17 protein-coding genes are annotated in these 15,838 nt (G+C 59.8%); 5 read left to right on the forward strand and 12 right to left on the reverse strand.

The annotated features are described in order from the left end of the window. Positions 1–34: 34 nt before the first annotated feature. From PMI27_RS18735 to PMI27_RS18710, 6 genes are all read right to left on the reverse strand, one after another. Positions 35–703, reverse strand: coding sequence for an HAD-IA family hydrolase (locus PMI27_RS18735; protein WP_008156958.1), 669 nt, complete (start codon positions 701–703; stop codon positions 35–37). 112 nt (positions 704–815) lie between these two features. Then, positions 816–1,028, reverse strand: a complete 213-nt coding sequence (locus tag PMI27_RS18730) for a DUF1059 domain-containing protein (RefSeq protein ID WP_008156959.1) — start codon at positions 1,026–1,028, stop codon at positions 816–818. A 165-nt stretch (positions 1,029–1,193) separates the two neighbouring features. Continuing rightward, complete coding sequence (locus tag PMI27_RS18725; protein ID WP_008156961.1) at positions 1,194–1,601, reverse strand: response regulator; 408 nt, start codon at positions 1,599–1,601, stop codon at positions 1,194–1,196. A 182-nt stretch (positions 1,602–1,783) separates the two neighbouring features. Further along, the gene (locus PMI27_RS18720; RefSeq protein WP_008156962.1) at positions 1,784–2,065 is read right to left on the reverse strand and encodes a pentapeptide MXKDX repeat protein; all 282 of its coding nucleotides are present in this window, start codon (positions 2,063–2,065) and stop codon (positions 1,784–1,786) included. A 71-nt stretch (positions 2,066–2,136) separates the two neighbouring features. Next, positions 2,137–2,922 carry a molybdopterin-dependent oxidoreductase gene (locus PMI27_RS18715; RefSeq protein ID WP_008156964.1) on the reverse strand — a complete coding sequence of 262 codons (786 nt, stop codon included), beginning with the start codon at positions 2,920–2,922 and terminating at the stop codon, positions 2,137–2,139. Next, positions 2,919–3,539, reverse strand: a complete 621-nt coding sequence (locus PMI27_RS18710) for a cytochrome b/b6 domain-containing protein (RefSeq protein WP_008156966.1) — start codon at positions 3,537–3,539, stop codon at positions 2,919–2,921. Before PMI27_RS18710 ends, PMI27_RS18715 begins: the two co-directional genes overlap by 4 nt. A gap of 284 nt (positions 3,540–3,823) precedes the next feature. On the opposite strand from PMI27_RS18710, the gene PMI27_RS18705 reads away from it, so the two are divergent. Next, positions 3,824–4,765 carry a class I SAM-dependent methyltransferase gene (locus tag PMI27_RS18705; RefSeq protein WP_008155918.1) on the forward strand — a complete coding sequence of 314 codons (942 nt, stop codon included), beginning with the start codon at positions 3,824–3,826 and terminating at the stop codon, positions 4,763–4,765. Positions 4,766–4,890: 125 nt separating this feature from the next. Here the strand turns inward: PMI27_RS18705 and PMI27_RS18700 are convergent, their stop codons facing one another. Then, positions 4,891–5,664: a helix-turn-helix transcriptional regulator gene (locus PMI27_RS18700; protein ID WP_008155917.1), complete on the reverse strand. Its 774-nt coding sequence runs from the start codon at positions 5,662–5,664 to the stop codon at positions 4,891–4,893. 111 nt (positions 5,665–5,775) lie between these two features. Here PMI27_RS18700 and PMI27_RS18695 point away from each other — a divergent pair, with 111 nt between their 5' ends. Both PMI27_RS18695 and PMI27_RS18690 read left to right on the forward strand, forming a co-directional pair. Further along, positions 5,776–6,879, forward strand: coding sequence for an extracellular solute-binding protein (locus PMI27_RS18695; protein WP_008155915.1), 1,104 nt, complete (start codon positions 5,776–5,778; stop codon positions 6,877–6,879). Between the two features lie 173 nt (positions 6,880–7,052). Then, the gene (locus PMI27_RS18690; RefSeq protein ID WP_008155914.1) at positions 7,053–8,174 is read left to right on the forward strand and encodes a DmpA family aminopeptidase; all 1,122 of its coding nucleotides are present in this window, start codon (positions 7,053–7,055) and stop codon (positions 8,172–8,174) included. Here PMI27_RS18690 and PMI27_RS18685 read toward each other — a convergent pair. After that, entirely contained in the window at positions 8,131–8,781 is a 651-nt protein-coding gene (locus PMI27_RS18685; RefSeq protein WP_008155912.1) for an NAD(P)H-dependent oxidoreductase, read from the reverse strand. The genes PMI27_RS18690 and PMI27_RS18685 overlap by 44 nt on opposite strands. An 86-nt stretch (positions 8,782–8,867) precedes the next feature. On the opposite strand from PMI27_RS18685, the gene PMI27_RS18680 reads away from it, so the two are divergent. After that, positions 8,868–9,548 carry a TetR/AcrR family transcriptional regulator gene (locus tag PMI27_RS18680; protein ID WP_050595023.1) on the forward strand — a complete coding sequence of 227 codons (681 nt, stop codon included), beginning with the start codon at positions 8,868–8,870 and terminating at the stop codon, positions 9,546–9,548. Positions 9,549–9,889: 341 nt separating this feature from the next. Here PMI27_RS18680 and PMI27_RS18675 read toward each other — a convergent pair whose 3' ends face one another. Both PMI27_RS18675 and PMI27_RS18670 read right to left on the reverse strand, forming a co-directional pair. Next, positions 9,890–10,579, reverse strand: coding sequence for a GNAT family N-acetyltransferase (locus PMI27_RS18675; protein ID WP_008155908.1), 690 nt, complete (start codon positions 10,577–10,579; stop codon positions 9,890–9,892). A gap of 84 nt (positions 10,580–10,663) precedes the next feature. Beyond that, the gene (locus tag PMI27_RS18670) at positions 10,664–11,233 is read right to left on the reverse strand and encodes a YceI family protein (protein WP_008155906.1); all 570 of its coding nucleotides are present in this window, start codon (positions 11,231–11,233) and stop codon (positions 10,664–10,666) included. Positions 11,234–11,438: 205 nt separating this feature from the next. Here PMI27_RS18670 and PMI27_RS18665 point away from each other — a divergent pair, with 205 nt between their 5' ends. Further along, positions 11,439–12,194: an SDR family oxidoreductase gene (locus PMI27_RS18665; RefSeq protein WP_008155904.1), complete on the forward strand. Its 756-nt coding sequence runs from the start codon at positions 11,439–11,441 to the stop codon at positions 12,192–12,194. Between the two features lie 63 nt (positions 12,195–12,257). On the opposite strand, the gene PMI27_RS18660 is transcribed toward PMI27_RS18665, so the two are convergent. Further along, positions 12,258–14,666 carry an efflux RND transporter permease subunit gene (locus PMI27_RS18660; RefSeq protein ID WP_008155902.1) on the reverse strand — a complete coding sequence of 803 codons (2,409 nt, stop codon included), beginning with the start codon at positions 14,664–14,666 and terminating at the stop codon, positions 12,258–12,260. Then, a complete protein-coding gene (locus PMI27_RS18655; protein ID WP_008155900.1) occupies positions 14,663–15,763 on the reverse strand; it encodes a WD40/YVTN/BNR-like repeat-containing protein in 1,101 nt (366 codons plus the stop codon). The genes PMI27_RS18660 and PMI27_RS18655 overlap by 4 nt, the downstream gene beginning before the upstream one ends. Between the last annotated feature and the right edge of the window lie 75 nt (positions 15,764–15,838).

Genomic DNA, 15,838 nt, shown 5'->3' on the forward strand with positions numbered 1-15,838 from the left:
TGCTGACGCTATCGCGAGCAGGCTCGCTCCCACATTAGATTTGTTGCAGGCGGATGAGACCGTCGGCGTCTGTTCGGGCCTCGACCGATTTGTAGCTGGCTAATGTGGCATGCGGGGTCCGGAGCGGATGGTCGTGGGTCGCGGTCACCACGATCAGGCCTGCGCCCGCCGCCTCGGCGGCGAGAATGCCTACGGTGGCGTCTTCAAAAATCAGGCAATCGGCCGGTTCAATGCCCAAGCGCTTGGCCGCCAGTCGATAGCCCGCGGGATCGGGCTTTCCGGCACTGACGTCTTCGGCAGTGACCATCACCAAAGGCTGTGGAATGCCCGCCGCGGCCATCCGCCGCAGCGCCAATGCCTTCGGCGCCGAGGTGACGATTGCCCACTGGTTGGCGGGCAGCGACTTCAGGAAACTCGCCGCGCCTGGCACCTCGATGATCCCCTCGACATCCTCGATTTCCGCCTCGGTGATGAACGCCGCTTCAGCCTCGGCATCCACCCCGGGCAACGCCAGGCGATTGATGGTGTCGATGGCGCGAACGCCATGGATGGTGGGCAGGAATGAGGCGACATCGACGCCGTGGCGCAAGGCCCAGGCCGCCCAGATCCGCTCGGCAGCGGCGATGGAGTTGAGGACGGTGCCGTCCATATCAAACAGAAAAGCGCGGTAATGGGTATTGAAGACAGATTCTTGAGCAGACAAGGGGGAGCTTCCTCTCGCAAGTGCCAGGCGGGTTCGCCGAACAATGTAGCATTTGCGAGGAGCTGCCGAACGCGGCCCGAGCCTTCGGCAACTCCCGCAGAGGATTTCGTTGCTAAGCGGGACGCGGTGCTTCAACAGGCGGGGTGCCGTCGTGAAACATCGTTTTCAGTTGAGCACGCAGTTCCGGTGAGTCGGTGTGCTTGTGAACACTGACCGCATGCTGTGCGGCGGCCTCGAGCAGTTCGTTTTCAGAGTCTGCGGACAGTGCGACCGAGCATTTGGCATCACTTGGAAACTCGCGGCAGTCGATGTATTTACGCGCCATGATCTTCTCCTCCCTACGACGAAAGGCAGGCCGTGGCCTGCGTGAACGATCACTCGACGCGCCACCCCAGACATCAAACACGATTGCAGGTCGCACCGAGTGTGCCGACTCTTGAAGTATAGGCCCGCCACAACGCGCATCGTCACAGGTTGTAGTGGTTTAGTTCTACAGGGTACTTTTCGACTTCAAGGCACCTTCCACACAGTCCAGCAACTGCCCAAGCGCCCACGGTTTCTTGATGAACGACACTGAATGCCTGACCCCGGAGCTTTCCGGCGTTTCAAAACCGGACATGATCATGATCGGTTTTTCGGGCCAGCGGTCGCCAAACAGATTGGCCAGGTCCGCGCCGTTGAGTTTGCCTGGCATGCTGATGTCCGTGAGCAACAAGCCCACCTGTTGTGCATGCAATTCCAGATATTCCGATGCAGCGTCTGCACTGACATGCGGTTCAACCACAAACCCTTCCTCCTGAAGAACTTCGCAGAGAAACTCCAGGATTAACGGGTCGTCCTCAACCACAAGAATCAACCCGCCAGTGAGATGTTCGCCCGCCGTCGATATTGGTCTCATGACTGTGCCACTCCCTGATTGCCAAAATGATTTCGCGGGCTCAAATCCGCTACCTATCAGGTATGAGCGGCGGACTTCGCGGAAATTCATTTTTGATACAACCGGGCGATGAATCAGGCGCCTATACAGCGCTGTATAGGCGCCTGCAAACCAGGGTGTGGCCTTACAGGAGGGGATTTTGATCAGTACGACGGCACGTCTTTTTTCATGGTGTCCTTGGACATCGCGTCCTTCTTCATTCCGTCCTTGGACATGGTGTCTTTCTTCATCGCGTCCTTGCTCATGGAATCCTTGGACATGGCGTCCTTTTTCATCGTGTCCTTTTGCATGGCGTCTTTGGACATTGAATCCTTGCTCATGCTGTCTTTGCTCATACCGTTAGTGGTTGTTGCATCGGCGGCAAACACGCTGGCTGCGCCAAACGCCAGGCACATGGACAGTACGGTAGTCGCTAACTTTTTCATGATGAAACTCCTTGAAGCACAGGTTGCGAATGAGCGCAGCGGGCGCTGCGCAGTGAAGTGGCCAGGCGCCGTCAGCTGCCACCGAACCAGTTGTAGCCCTGGTCTTCCCAGTAGCCACCCGGATAGGTGTTGGTGACGAAAAGCGCCTGAATGTGTTTGGGATTCTTGTAGCCCAGCTTGGTCGGCATACGCAGCTTCATCGGGAAGCCGTACTGGCGAGGCAGCACCGCGCCGTCATAGGTCAGCGTCAGCAAGGTTTGCGAATGCAGTGCGGTGGCCATGTCGATGCTGGTGTAGTAGTCGTCCGCGCATTTGAAGCCGACATATTTGGCATCCGTGTCGGCACCGATCCGTCTCAGGAAGTCGCTGAACCGCACGCCGCCCCACCGCCCGATCGCGCTCCAGCCTTCGACGCAGATGTGTCGGGTAATCTGTTCGGTCTGGGCCATGGCGCGCAGTTCTTCCAGGCGCCAGCTGCGCTTGTCGGCGACCATGCCGGTCACTTCCAGCCGATAACTCTCTTCCTCCACCGTCGGCGCCTCGTCGATGCCGTAGAAGGCATTGAACGGAAACGGACGGGTGATCATTGACTCGGGATAAGTCGGCGCCAGGGCGTTGGGATTGAACAGCCAGCCCTGCACCCGATCGTTGAACCGGGACATGGAGGACAACGCGGTTTCGACGCTCTCGTTGTCGGTGAGGTTGCAGCCGGACAACATGGCCACGCCGCCGAGGGTCAGGCCACGCATCAGGAACGAGCGTCGTGAGCGGTCCTCAATCTGTGGGGCAATGATTTTCCTGGCATCCGTCAGGATGGGCGACTCGTCCAGCCCTGAGCCTTGAATGCGCTTTTTCATACGACCTCCTTGCGACCGACAATCATGGCCCACAACGTTTTGGGAACCAGCGCGACCATCACCAGATGAACCGCGACAAAGGCCACCAACAGCGACATCGCGATGAAGTGCACGTGCCGCGCGCCTTCGTAGCCGCCCAGCAGTTCACGCAACAGCGGAAACTGGACGGACTTCCACAACACCAGCCCGGAAATCACCAGCAGCGTGATGTCGACCATCACGAACAGGTACGCCACCCGTTGCACCTGGTTGTAATGACTCAGGTCGGCATGCCCCAATCGGCCCCGCAATGCCGCCCACAGGTCATGCAAAACCCCTTTGGGTGAGACCGGGAAAAAGCGCCGTTTCAGACGACCACTGACGAGGTTGATGATCAGGTAGACAAGGCCATTGATGGCCAGGAACCACATCGCCGCGAAATGCCATTGCAATGCGCCGCCGAGCCAACCACCCAAGGTGATCGTTTTGGGAAAACTGAAGTCGTACAGCGGAGACGCGTTATAGATTCGCCAACCGCTGGTCACCATGACCAGCACTGCCAGGGCGTTCAGCCAATGGGTCAGCCGTAGCCAGCGGGGATGGCTGCTGACCGTGGGTGAAGCAGGTAACGGCGACATGATGGGCTCCCGGCGGTTGATCGTTGGAGCCGATTATGCGAGCCGACAGATCGCCAAATCCTCACGTAAAGTTAAATTAAACGTGATAACTCCCCCCCCCAATAACCTGTGGGAGTGAGCCTGCTCCGGGCGGCGTTCCGACGATGGCGGCATTACATTCAACATAGATGTTGACTGACCCACCGCTATCGCGAGCAGGCTCGCTCCCACAGTTTTTTTGCGTGGTCCGCCCTTGGCTCAATTGTGGTTAAAATGCCGCCCCAACAAATTGCTGGCCCTGCCCGATGAACGCTGACGCCCTCTCCACCCTCCACGACCATCTGCTGACAGCCCTGGCCACTGCCCCCGCCGAAACCCGCCGGCTGTTCCACGGCCGTGGTCGGTGCTGGCCGGGGCTGGAGCAATTGACCGTCGACTGGTTGCAGGGCGTGGTGCTGGTGTCGCTGTTCAAGGAACCCGAAGCGTCGCAGCTGGAAGCGTTGAAACACAAGCTCATGGACCTCACGCAATCGCCTGCGTGGACGCAATCCGGCGCGCATACACTCTTGCTGCAACATCGCTACCTGCTGCAAAGCACCACCGAGTGGCTGTTGGGGGACTCGATCGACGAGATGACGATCACTGAGGGCGGCCTGCATTACCGGGTGGATCTGGGCCGCAAACAGAACACCGGCCTGTTCCTCGACATGCGTTACGGCCGCGACTGGGTGCGGGCCAATGCCCAAGGCAAGCGCGTGCTGAATCTGTTCGCCTACACCTGCGGATTCTCGGTAGCGGCCATCGAAGGGGGGGCGACGCACGTGGTCAATCTGGACATGTCCAGCCCGGCCCTGAGCCGTGGTCGCGACAATCACCGGCTCAACGGCCACGACCTGAGCAAGGTGACGTTCCTCGGTCATGACCTGTTCAAATCCTGGGGCAAGGTGATCAGCAAGGGCCCTTACGACCTGGTGATCATCGACCCACCGTCGTTTCAGAAAGGCAGTTTTCTGCTGACCAAGGACTACCAGCGCGTGCTGCGCCGACTGCCGGAATTGCTCAGCCCTCAGGGCACGGTGCTGGCGTGCATGAATGATCCGGCGTTTGGTGCGGACTTCCTCATCGACGGCGTCACCCGCGAAGCACCGAGCCTGCGGTTCGAGCAACGGCTGGACAATCCGCCGGAATTTCCCGATGCCGATGTTGAATGCGGGTTGAAGGCGCTGGTGTTCAAGCTGGAGGATTGAGTTCTGCTTTCTGTGGGAGCGAGCCTGCTCGCGAAGGCGTCGTATCAGCCGACATCAATACTGAATGTGCCGGCCTCTTCGCGAGCAGGCTCGCTCCCACAGGAGACTTGCAGTACTCCGCCCAGTCAACGCGGCTGCAACACCAACGCAAACAACTCACCATGCCCATTCACATTGAGCTTGTGATAGAGATTGCGCCGGTGCACCTTCACCGTCTCCGGGGAAATGCCCATCTGCTGGGCGATGGCCTTGCTTGAGAAGCCCTGAAGAATCAGGCGCGCCGTTTCGATTTCCCGTACCGACAGGCGCGCGTCGAAACGATCCAGCAGGGTCGCCAGATCCCCGGCCACCGCCTCGGTGGCCGGCCCTTCCGGGGGCATCAATTGCAGGTGACGGCGCATCGCCGCGAGCACCCAATCGCGCACGCAAAGCAGGCGGCCCTGCTCCTCAAGCGTGAATCGCGTCGAGCGCCCCAACGACAAACCGAGCACGGCGCCCTCGACGTTGACCATGAACTGCAACTCGTCGCCGCCCACCACGCTGCGGAAGTAGCTCAGGTAATACTCGCTCTGCTGGAACTGGTCGGGGGCCACCGATTCGAGGCTGTGCAAGCCGTCGGCGATGCCGGCACAAGCGGCCTGATAAAACGGATCGAGCAGGTACATGCCGGCGCTGTAGTCCGCCAGTTCTTCATGCTCGGCAGCACTGCCCTTTGAGTCGAAATCAATCAGCAGACGCGGCACCCGCCCGGCCCGCATCACCGCGACCAACGCGTTGTCCATCGGCACCAGCAGCCGCAGCGTGTCGACCAGCGCACGCCAGAACCCGTCCTGCCCCAAGGCACCAAATACCCGCGCCAGCCCTTGGTGCACCGGTAGCTCTTTCAACAACGCGTCCACGCCCTACCCCTTTCGAGTAACCCATGATGGGAATGGGTGAGTCCACTCCCGGCCGATACGCTGCAAGCACCTGATCATCACCGGCCTGCAGCAGGCCAGGAGTGCCGCATCATGAGTCGTCACCGCTCGTATATCAATCTTGGACTGGGCGCCTGTCTGTCGGTCTCGCTATCGGCGGTTGCCGCCGACGGCCCGACGGTTCACGTCTACAACTGGTATGACTACATAGGTCCCACGACCCTGCAGGATTTCAAGCGTGACACCGGGATTGCACCGGTCTACGACACCTTCGACAGCGCCGAAGTACTGGAAGGCAAATTGCTCACCAGCCGCAGCGGATACGACGTGGTGGTGGCCAGCAACTTCAGCTTGCCGACCCTGATCAAGGCCGGTGCCCTTGCACCTCTGCCCCATGCTCAGATGCCTGACTTCAAAAACATGGACGCTGACCTGTTGGCGAAACTGGCCCACAACGATCCGGGCAACCAGTACGCCGTGCCGTATCTGTGGGGCACCAACGGCATCGGCTACAACATCGACAAGGTCCGCGCCGCGCTGGGCGACAAGGCGCCGGTGGATTCCTGGGACCTGGTGTTCAACGAAGCGAACCTGGCCAAACTCGGTCAGTGTGGCGTGGCCATGCTCGACTCGCCGGCCGAGATGCTGCCGGTCGCCCTGCACTACCTCGGTCTGCCACCCAACAGCACCAACCCCGAAGACTACAAAAAGGCCGAGGCACTGCTGCTCAAGCTGCGTCCGCACATTGCCTACTTCAACTCGTCCAAGTTCATCAGCGACCTGGCCAACGGCAACATCTGCGTGGCGGTGGGCTGGTCCGGCGCGATGCTGGAAGCCAAGAACACTGCCGAGCAGGCGAACAACGGCGTGAAGATCGCCTACAGCCTGCCGAAAGAAGGCGCGCCGGTGTGGTTCGACACGTTGGTGCTGCTCAAGGACGCACCGCACCCGGAACAGGGTTTGGCCTTCATCGACTACCTGATGCGCCCTGAAGTCATCGCGCCGGTCAGTGATCACCTCTCCTACCCCAACGGCAACCGCAGCGCGATGCCACTGGTGGCCGAAGCGACCCGCAACAATCCTGCCGTGTATCCGTCGGCCGAAGCGATGGCCACGTTATTCACCCTTCAGCCTCTGCCGCCCGCCACCGAGCGCGTGCGGACGCGGATCTGGAGCAAAGTCAAAAACGGTCAGTAACCCCCGATACCCGTCAGCCAAACGCAATCCAATGTGGGAGCGAGCCTGCTCGCGATGAGGCCATCACCTTTAACACTGATGGCGACTGACCCAACGCTATCGCGAGCAGGCTCGCTCCCACAGGTTCCGCGCCCAACCTGGCCCACTTTTTCTGCCATGAGACGAGAAAACCAATGAAACCACGTGCCCGCGACCTGAACATCCAGTTCGGCCAACTGCAACCCGGCCCGCTCAACGCCATCACCGATGTGCCCGGCGTACGGGTCGGCCACAGCAATGTGCGAGGACGCACCGCCACTGGCCGCGACATCCTGACCGGAGTCACCGTGATCGAGCCGCGTGCCGGTTCTACCAGCCTGCAACCGTGCTTTGCCGGCGTCCATGTGCTCAACGGCAATGGCGACGCGACCGGTCTTGAATGGATTCGCGAAGCAGGCCTTTTGACCAGCCCGATCGCCTTCACCAACACCCACAGCCTGGGCGTGGTGCGCGATGCGCTGGTGACGCTGGATCGCCAGAACCAGCCCGATGACGGGCGACTCTACTGGAATATGCCAGTGGTGCTGGAGACCTTCGACGGTCTGCTCAACGACATCAACGGCTTCCACGTGAAGCCTGAACATGTGGCCGAAGCCTTGCGCACGGCGGTGGGTGGCCCGGTGATCGAAGGTGCCGTCGGCGGCGGCAGCGGCATGATCTGCCACGAATTCAAGGGCGGGATCGGCACCGCTTCGCGGCGTCTGAACAGTGCTCAGGGCGGCTGGACCGTCGGCGCCATCGTCCAGGCCAACCACGGCATCCGCAACGAACTGCGCGTCGACGGTTACCCGGTCGGGCGTTACATGGAAAAGGCCGACTCGCCGTTCCTCAAGGCGTCCTTGCCGCATCCGGGCATGGGCTCGATCGTCGTCTGCCTGGCCACCGATGCACCGTTGCTGCCGCACCAGTGCACACGCCTCGCGCAGCGCGCCAGCCTCGGCCTGGCCCGCACCGGCGGCGGAAATGAAGACCACAGCGGTGACATCTTCATCGCCTTCGCCACCGGCAACCAGCACGTGCCGCCGGCCGCTTACGAGAGCAAGCGTGCGCCGACCACCGACAACCTGAGCATGGTCAACAACGACCACATCAGCGAGTTGTTCCTGGCCGCCACCGAGGCGGTGGAGGAAGCGATCATCAATGCCTTGCTGGCCTCCGACACCGCCGAAGGCAATGGCCATGCGGTGCCGGGACTGAATGCCGGAACGCTGCTCAACGCCTTGCGTCGAGCGGGTTGGCCGGGAGAGCAGGTCTAACAGGATTGAGGTGTCTGGAGGCCGCAAAGAGCTCGCGACCGAGGCTTTTCGCGGCGTCCAGGTGCACCGCTGGGTCCTGAATTTCCGATTCAAGCAGCAGCTCGGACGTCACTACCTGAGCACCGCAATAATCAAAAATCCCATGGTCGATCTGCGTCTTCATGGCCTCGGCATAACCGTGCCGGGCGTAAGTAGCAGCGTCGGCACCGCCCACACCGATCAGGTGAACCCGCAGGTGGCCAAGCTTCTTCTCCAACTTGGCATCCGCCGTGAAATCGAACGCCCAGCCGTTGGCGAACACCCGATCAATCCAGCCCTTGAGCAGCGCCGGCATCGACCACCAGTAGACCGGATAAACCAGCACCACCGCATCGGCGCGGTCTATCCGCGCTTGCTCGGCAACCACATCAGCAGGAGGCGGCGCTTCCCGGTGATGCACCGCCAGATCAGCGACGCTGAACCTTGGATCGAACCCTTCGGCCGAGAGGTCGGCGATTTCAAAGGTATGACCGGGATCGTCCAGGGCAATGCCCTGAGCGACTTGCGCAACCAGGCTATGGGTAAGCGAACGAGGATCGTGATGAGCCACAACGATAAGCGCGTGCATGCTGGAAACTCCTGATTGAGAGCACAAGGCGGACCTTATATACTCTTGGTAAGTTACGATCAGTAAGTTACTTTTGGTACATAACCATGTCAACCACCGAAACAGACGCACAAGATTCCACGCCGCAGCCGCGACGACGAATGTCCCGGGAGGACCGCCAACGCCAGTTGCTGGACGTCGCCTGGCAACTCGTTCGGGAAGAAGGCACGGACGCGCTGACATTGGGGCGACTTGCCGAGCAAGCCGGGATCACCAAACCGGTGGTGTACGATCACTTCAGCACGCGATCCGGGCTGTTGGCGGCGCTTTATCAAGACTTCGATGCCCGACAGACAGCACTGATGGATGCTGCGCTTCAGGACAGCGAACCGACTTTACCCTGCACCGCCAGGGTAATCGCTTCGTCGTACGTCGACTGTGTGCTGCTTCAGGGCAACGAGATTCCCGGCGTCATCGCGGCACTGGCCAGCTCCCCGGAACTGGAGAAGATCAAGCGCGAGTACGAAGCGATTTTCCTGAACAAGTGCCGAACCGCCCTCGCCCCTTTCGCTGGCGCGGGTGAGATCAAGGCAGCGGGATTGCGGGCGATGCTCGGTGCGGCGGAAGCCTTGTCCCATGCCGCGGCAAATGGAGAGATCACTGCCGCGCAGGCACAGGACGAACTGTTCGAAACCATCATCGCCATGGTCGAAAGAAGTGCCCGTGGCGACGCTGGAAACATCGCGGAAACTGACGCCGAAAAGATGGATTCGACTAGCGGTACTTGAGCGCCAACCCCCAACTTTCTACGATAAATCTACGCAGCCGCTTGTTGACTCAAGCCGTTGCGTAAGTGGTGAGTGAAATGAACCCCTACCAAGCTCACCACTTGTTTCATGCGCATCTTGAGCCTCGAGGGCTCTACTTCCTCCCCATCAAAGAGCTTTGAGGCTCTTTTTTATCTGCACGATTTCCAGACACAAAAAAGCCCGGCATTTGGCCGGGCTTTGCGCTATCTAAAAGACAACAAAAATCCCCTGTGGGAGCGGGCTTGCTCGCGAAGGCGGCGGGCCAGTCGATATTGATTTTGAATGATAAACCGCCTTCGCGAGCAAGCCCGCTCCCACAATTAACCGAGTTCCCCCAGTCGCTCCCGAACAAACTCATTTGCCTTGCGCGTCATCTGGTCCAGATGCCGGTCACGCTGTTTCTCCGCATCGAGCATGGCCCGCTTGCCGTGTTTTTGCAGCAGGTACGTATGAATCTGTCGCACCTCGAGCGAGCTGTAGATCGGCGCCACGTCCAGCACGGCCATCAAGCCGCCGCTGCCGTGATCGCGGGTGTTCATCAGCACTTGTGTAGCGCGCACGCCCACCACCTGAAACCCCATTGCCTCAAAATACGGCACCTTGGCCACCGCGCACGTCAGCTCGGCATGCGGGTAGCGGCCGACCATTTCTTGCAGCATCCGCCGGGCAATACCTTGGCGTCGATGGCTGGCACTCACCGCCATATACGCGACACCGCATGCATCGGGATCGTCCTTGACCGGCAGGTACAGCAGGAAGCCGATGACCTTCTCGGGGTCGTCTTCGTCGGTCGCGACGAGCAACTCCACCGCAATCCCTTTCGCCCCGTTCAATGCTTCCAGATAGAGGTGAACCTCGTAGCCGATCGCGTACTGGTACACGTTGTACAACAGGTTGCTTGGCGCGATAGCGACCATGCTGATGTCGGTCAGGTAATCGACCACCATCTGCAGGATCTGGCTATTGATGTGCTCGGGGCACGGGGTTTTGAAATGGGTGATCTGGGGCATTCGTGGCTCTGACTCTGGGGCGGACGTGAAGAGTGTGTCCGCGGGCGTGCCTATCATAACCGACGCTACGCACGCTTGGCCGAGTTACCGCTGCGGCGCAACCATCCGAAACCGGATATTGATCTTGTCGGAGACAACACCGTTGGCCCATTCGCCCTCGCCGATTTTGAAGTCGCTACGCTTGAGCGTTAACTGGCCATCGAAAATCCCGATGGCTTTCTCGGCCTTCAAGAGCACCGGTACCTCCACTTCCCGCGTGATCCCCCTGAGCGTGAGTTTGCCGGTGATCGAGTAACGGTTGTCGCCCAGGACTTTCACACCGGTCGATTCAAACGTCGCCACTGGATACGTTGCCGTGTTGAACCAGGCTGGTTTTTGCAATTCGCTGTTGGCGTCGCTGCTTCCGGCGTCAATGCTGTCGAGCTGGATGGCGAGCGCGGCCCGGCCTGCCGACGGGTGCGCCGTGTCGAAATCAAGCGAGGCCTCGAACTTGCTGAACGTGCCGTATACCCGCGAGGAAAACTGTTTATACGTGAAGGAGATCGTGCTGGCGGTTTCGTTGACCTGCGTGTATTCGACCGCCTGGACACAAGGCAACGCGCCGAATGCAAGGGCAGCCACCAACACGGCGCAGGTCGGGAATCGGTGTTTCATGGGACTCTCCGGTTGGGCTCCCGTCATGAGCTGAGGTGCCGCACACGTGAGCCAGCGATAGGTGGACTAAAGCAAACAAACGCCGTTAATTCCACCTGCCGTTCAGACTTTTGACCACCTGTCGGGCAATGCCAATGGCAGTCCGATACGGCCGCTGCCAGGGTGTTTAATTATTGTCCCAACACACCGCAGCGGGAGACCGGCCATGAAATTCGTCATCATCGGAGGAAGCGGGCTGATCGGCAGCAAAGTCTGCAAGAACCTACAGGATCTGGGGCATGAAGTCATATCAGCGTCACCGAGTTCCGGCATTAACGTCATCTCCGGCGAGGGCCTGGCGGACGCGCTCAAGGGCGCCGACGTGGTGGTCGACGTGGCCAACTCCCCCTCATTCGAGGATCACGCGGCGCTGCATTTCTTTGAGACCGCCGGGCATAACCTGTTCGCTGCCGAGAAGGTTGCCGGCACCAAACACCATGTTGCCCTGTCCGTCGTGGGCACCGAACGGATGCTCGACAGTGGTTACTTCCGGGCCAAAATGGCCCAGGAAAAACTCATCAAGGCCTCGGGCGTTCCCTACACCATCCTGCGGGCCACGCAGTTCTTCGAATTCATTGGTGCCATTGCTTACTCGGGTCGCGAGGACGGCAACACCATCCATTTAACGTCCGCCGCGTTGCAACCGGTAGCCTCGGTCGATGTCGCGGCCGCGCTGACGGCTATCGCTCAACAAGCGCCGATCAATCAGACCGTGGAAGTGGCAGGTCCCGATCGCCGCCCCATTGTCGAGTTCGTGAGTGAGTACCTGAAACACACCAAGGACCCGCGCGAAGCCGTCCCGGATGACACGGTTCCGTACTTCGGTGCCCCGATCAATGACAAGTCCCTCACGCCCGGCGATAACCCCATTGTTGGAGCGACCCGGTTTGAAGACTGGCTAGAGATCGCGCATCCCTCTTGAATCGCCAGTAGCGATGACGACCAGCGGGTTCAGCAAAACTGAACCCGCTCTCGTCGTCAGGTATCACCCATTCACAGGCAACGGCTGGTTCTTGGGCTTGAGCAGAAAATGCGCCAGTGCCGGAACCAATACCAAAGCGCCCACCATGTTCCAGATGAACATGAACCCCAACAGAATGCCCATGTCGGCCTGAAACTTGATCGGCGACAGCACCCAGGTGAGCACGGCAACGCCCAATGTAATTCCGGTCATCACCACCACCTTGCCTGTGGAAAGCAGGGCCAGGTAGTACGCATCAGACAGGCTTGAGCCATTGCGCAGATTAGTGAGTGTCACGCTGAGGATATACAGCGCGTAATCCACACCGATCCCCACGCCCAATGCAATGACCGGGAGCGTCGCCACCTTGACGCCTATGTTCAAGCCCACCATCAAGGCCTCGCACAAAATAGACGTCAGCATCAGCGGCAACACCGTACACACCACCGCTCGCCAGGATCTGAAGGTGATAAAGCACAAGGCAATGACGGCCGCGTACACCATGAATAGCATCTGCACGTTCGAACGCTTCACCACGATATTGGTGGCCGCTTCGATCCCGGCATTGCCCGCCGCATTCAAGAACTGGATCTGATCGTTGTTATGGGTCGCCGCGAACTGTTCGACGGTCTGCACCACACTGGTGAGCGTGTCGGCCTTGTGGTCCTTGAGGTAGACATACACCGTCAGCAGATCGCAGTTCTGGTTGAATAGCTCGCGCGGCGCGCGGGTGATGATCGCGTTCAATAGCCCCTGATTACGGGGTATCTCGTACCAGGTCATGCTGCCTTCATTCATGCCCGCTGCGGCCTGCTTGCTCAGCGCCGCCAACGAAGTCGTCGACACCACGCCCGGCAGTTGTTGCAGCTGCGCTTCCAGCGCATCGACCGACACCAGCGTCTGATAGTTGGCGCAGAAGTATTGCGGTGTTTTCACCATCACCACGTACTTGTCACTGCTGGCGGAAAAGTTGCTGACCATGAAGCGGTTGTCGCTGTTGTAGCGCGACTCCGGACGCAGTTCCGGTGCCCCGGGATTCAGGTCACCGATCTTCACGTGCAGGCTGACGGCAAAACCGGCCACCCCCAGCATCACGGCGATGAGGATGGCCCCGCTCGCCCATTTGCGCTCGGTGAATCGATCCAGAAAAGCCCAGAACGGGTGCCGGGCGTGAAGCGCGTCCAGCTGCGAGAACTTGTCGTTAGCCGCTTCACGCTGGGCCGCCGCTTTGCTGACACCGGTGTACGACAACAGAATCGGCAACAGAATCAGGTTGGTGAAAATCAACGTCAGCACGCCGATCGTCGCAGCAACGGCGAGATCCTGAATCACCGGAATCTTGATGATCATCAACACGGCGAAACCGACGGCGTCGGCCACCAGTGCCATCAGCCCGGTCAAAAACAGCCGGCGAAAGGTGAAGCGTGCCGCCACCAGCTTGTCGGCTCCGCGCCCGATGTCCTGCATGATGCCGTTCATTTTCTGCGCGCCGTGACTCAACCCGATCGCAAACACCAGGAACGGGACGAGGATCGAATACGGATCAAGGTCAAAGCCCAGAGTAGGCAGCAACCCAAGCAACCAGACCACGGCGATGATCGAACACAGCAGCACCAACAGCGTGCTGCGAATGCAGCGGGTGTACCAGAACAACACGATGCCGCAAATCACCAGCGTCGCGGCGAAGAACAGCTGCATCTGCCGCATGCCGTCAATCAGATCGCCCACCACCTTGGCGAAACCGGTGATGTGGATTTTGATGTTGTCGGTTTCGTACTTGACCCGAATCTGTTCGAGCTGGCTTGAGAGCGCGTTGTAGTCCAGCGGTTTGCCGTCGTCCGAGGTGATGTCCTGAAGCGGCAAAAGCACGATGCTGGACTTGAAGTTAGAGGCCACGAGCCGGCCGACTTCACCCGATCGTTCAACGTTCTGTCGAACCTGCTCCAGGCTACCGGCAGAGCCATCGTAGTTGTCAGGGATCACCGGGCCGCCGTCGAAACCCTCTTCCGTTACGCCGATCCAACGGGTCGCCGGGGTCCACAGGGACTTCATGTACGATCGGTCGACGCCGGGGAGCAAAAACACCTCGTCGTTGATTTTCTTGACCGTCTCAAGGTACGCGGCATCAAAAATGCTGCCCTGTTTTGCCTCGATTGCAATCCGCAGGGTATTGCCGCCCTCCCCCAACTGGCCGCGATTCTTCAGGTAGTTCTGCACATAAGGGTGATCCGTCGGGATCATTTTTTCGAAGGCGGCATTGAGCTTCAAACTCAGCGCCTGGTAGCCGAACACCAGGCTGAGCACGACACAGATGCCCAAAATAATACGGCGGTGATTGAACAAAAGCCGTTCAACCAGGGTGCCGGAAGAAGGATCGAAGGTGTCCGCTTGAGGGGCGGTGTGAGGCTCGGCAGTACGCGTAAAGCTGTTCATTGATCGTGCTCCGACGATTCCACGGCAACCACGGACGACAGCATGCCGCGTGCACTGCTGATGATCAGGTCACCGTTCGCGGCTTGCGCCATGCCTGTGAAGTAACCGGGTTGAGTCACTTGAAGTAGAGAGGCTTTGGTATCGCCGTCCCCGAAACGCAGCACTCGGCCGGACTCATCGGTGAGCAGTACCGAGCCATCGTCAAGACGCAGGCCACTGGTCAAGGTGACGGGCTGCAAGGTGTCGAGACGCTGCCAGGTCTCGCCGCGATCTTTGGACTCGAAGGCTTTGCCACGCAGCCCGAACGCCAGAATCGAGCCGCTGCTGGTCGCCTGGAGCCCGAAAGTCGTGCCCTCGTAGGGAGACGCCAGCGACTCGAAGGTCTGGCCCTCGTCACCTGAGCGCAACAACGTACCCTGTTCGCCAGCGACGAAGAGGTCCGCGTCCACTCGCTCGATGCTGTAGAGGTGCAATCCGTTTGGGTTTTCGAGACGGGAACGGATCGATTGCCAGCTTAGCCCGCCGTCATGGGTGACAAACACCAGACCGTAAGCGCCCACCACCAGCCCGTTTTTGGCGTCCAGAAAGAGCAGATCGAGCAGGGGTTTGTCGGGGCCATCGTCTACCAGTTGCTGTGCTTGAGCGATTTTTTCCGCATCGTCGAAGCGTTTCGCTTCTTGCAATTCGATCTCGGCTGCCTGGACGCCATCAAGCTGCTTGTTCCAGCTCAACCCACCGTCCTGGCTGTGCAAGACAACCCCGGCATGGCCGACCGCCCAGCCTTCGCGGTCATCGATGAAGCGAACCTTGACCAGCGTCATGCTGACCGGGGAACTGACTTGCTTCCAGGTGCCGCCATTGTCATCAGAAACAATGATGAACCCTCGTTCGCCAACGGCCACCAGGCGGTGCCCTGCCCTCGCAACACTCAACATGACCGACTGTGCCGCCATGGCGCTGGTGATCGATGGCTGCACCGGCAGCCCATCGGGTTGTGCCGCCGCAACCGTGCCGGTGAGCGCCGTGATGATCGACACGCTCAGCATGAACGCCTTGAACGGATGCGGATGAAAAAACCTGGGAGTTTGAATACGCATTTTCGAGCCTCGATGATGCGGTTCAGTGGACGTCGCGTCAGTGGCGCGGCGTCCATGGAACACAAGTGTGAACAC

The organism is Pseudomonas sp. GM41(2012) (genome assembly GCF_000282315.2).
Classification (GTDB): domain Bacteria; phylum Pseudomonadota; class Gammaproteobacteria; order Pseudomonadales; family Pseudomonadaceae; genus Aquipseudomonas.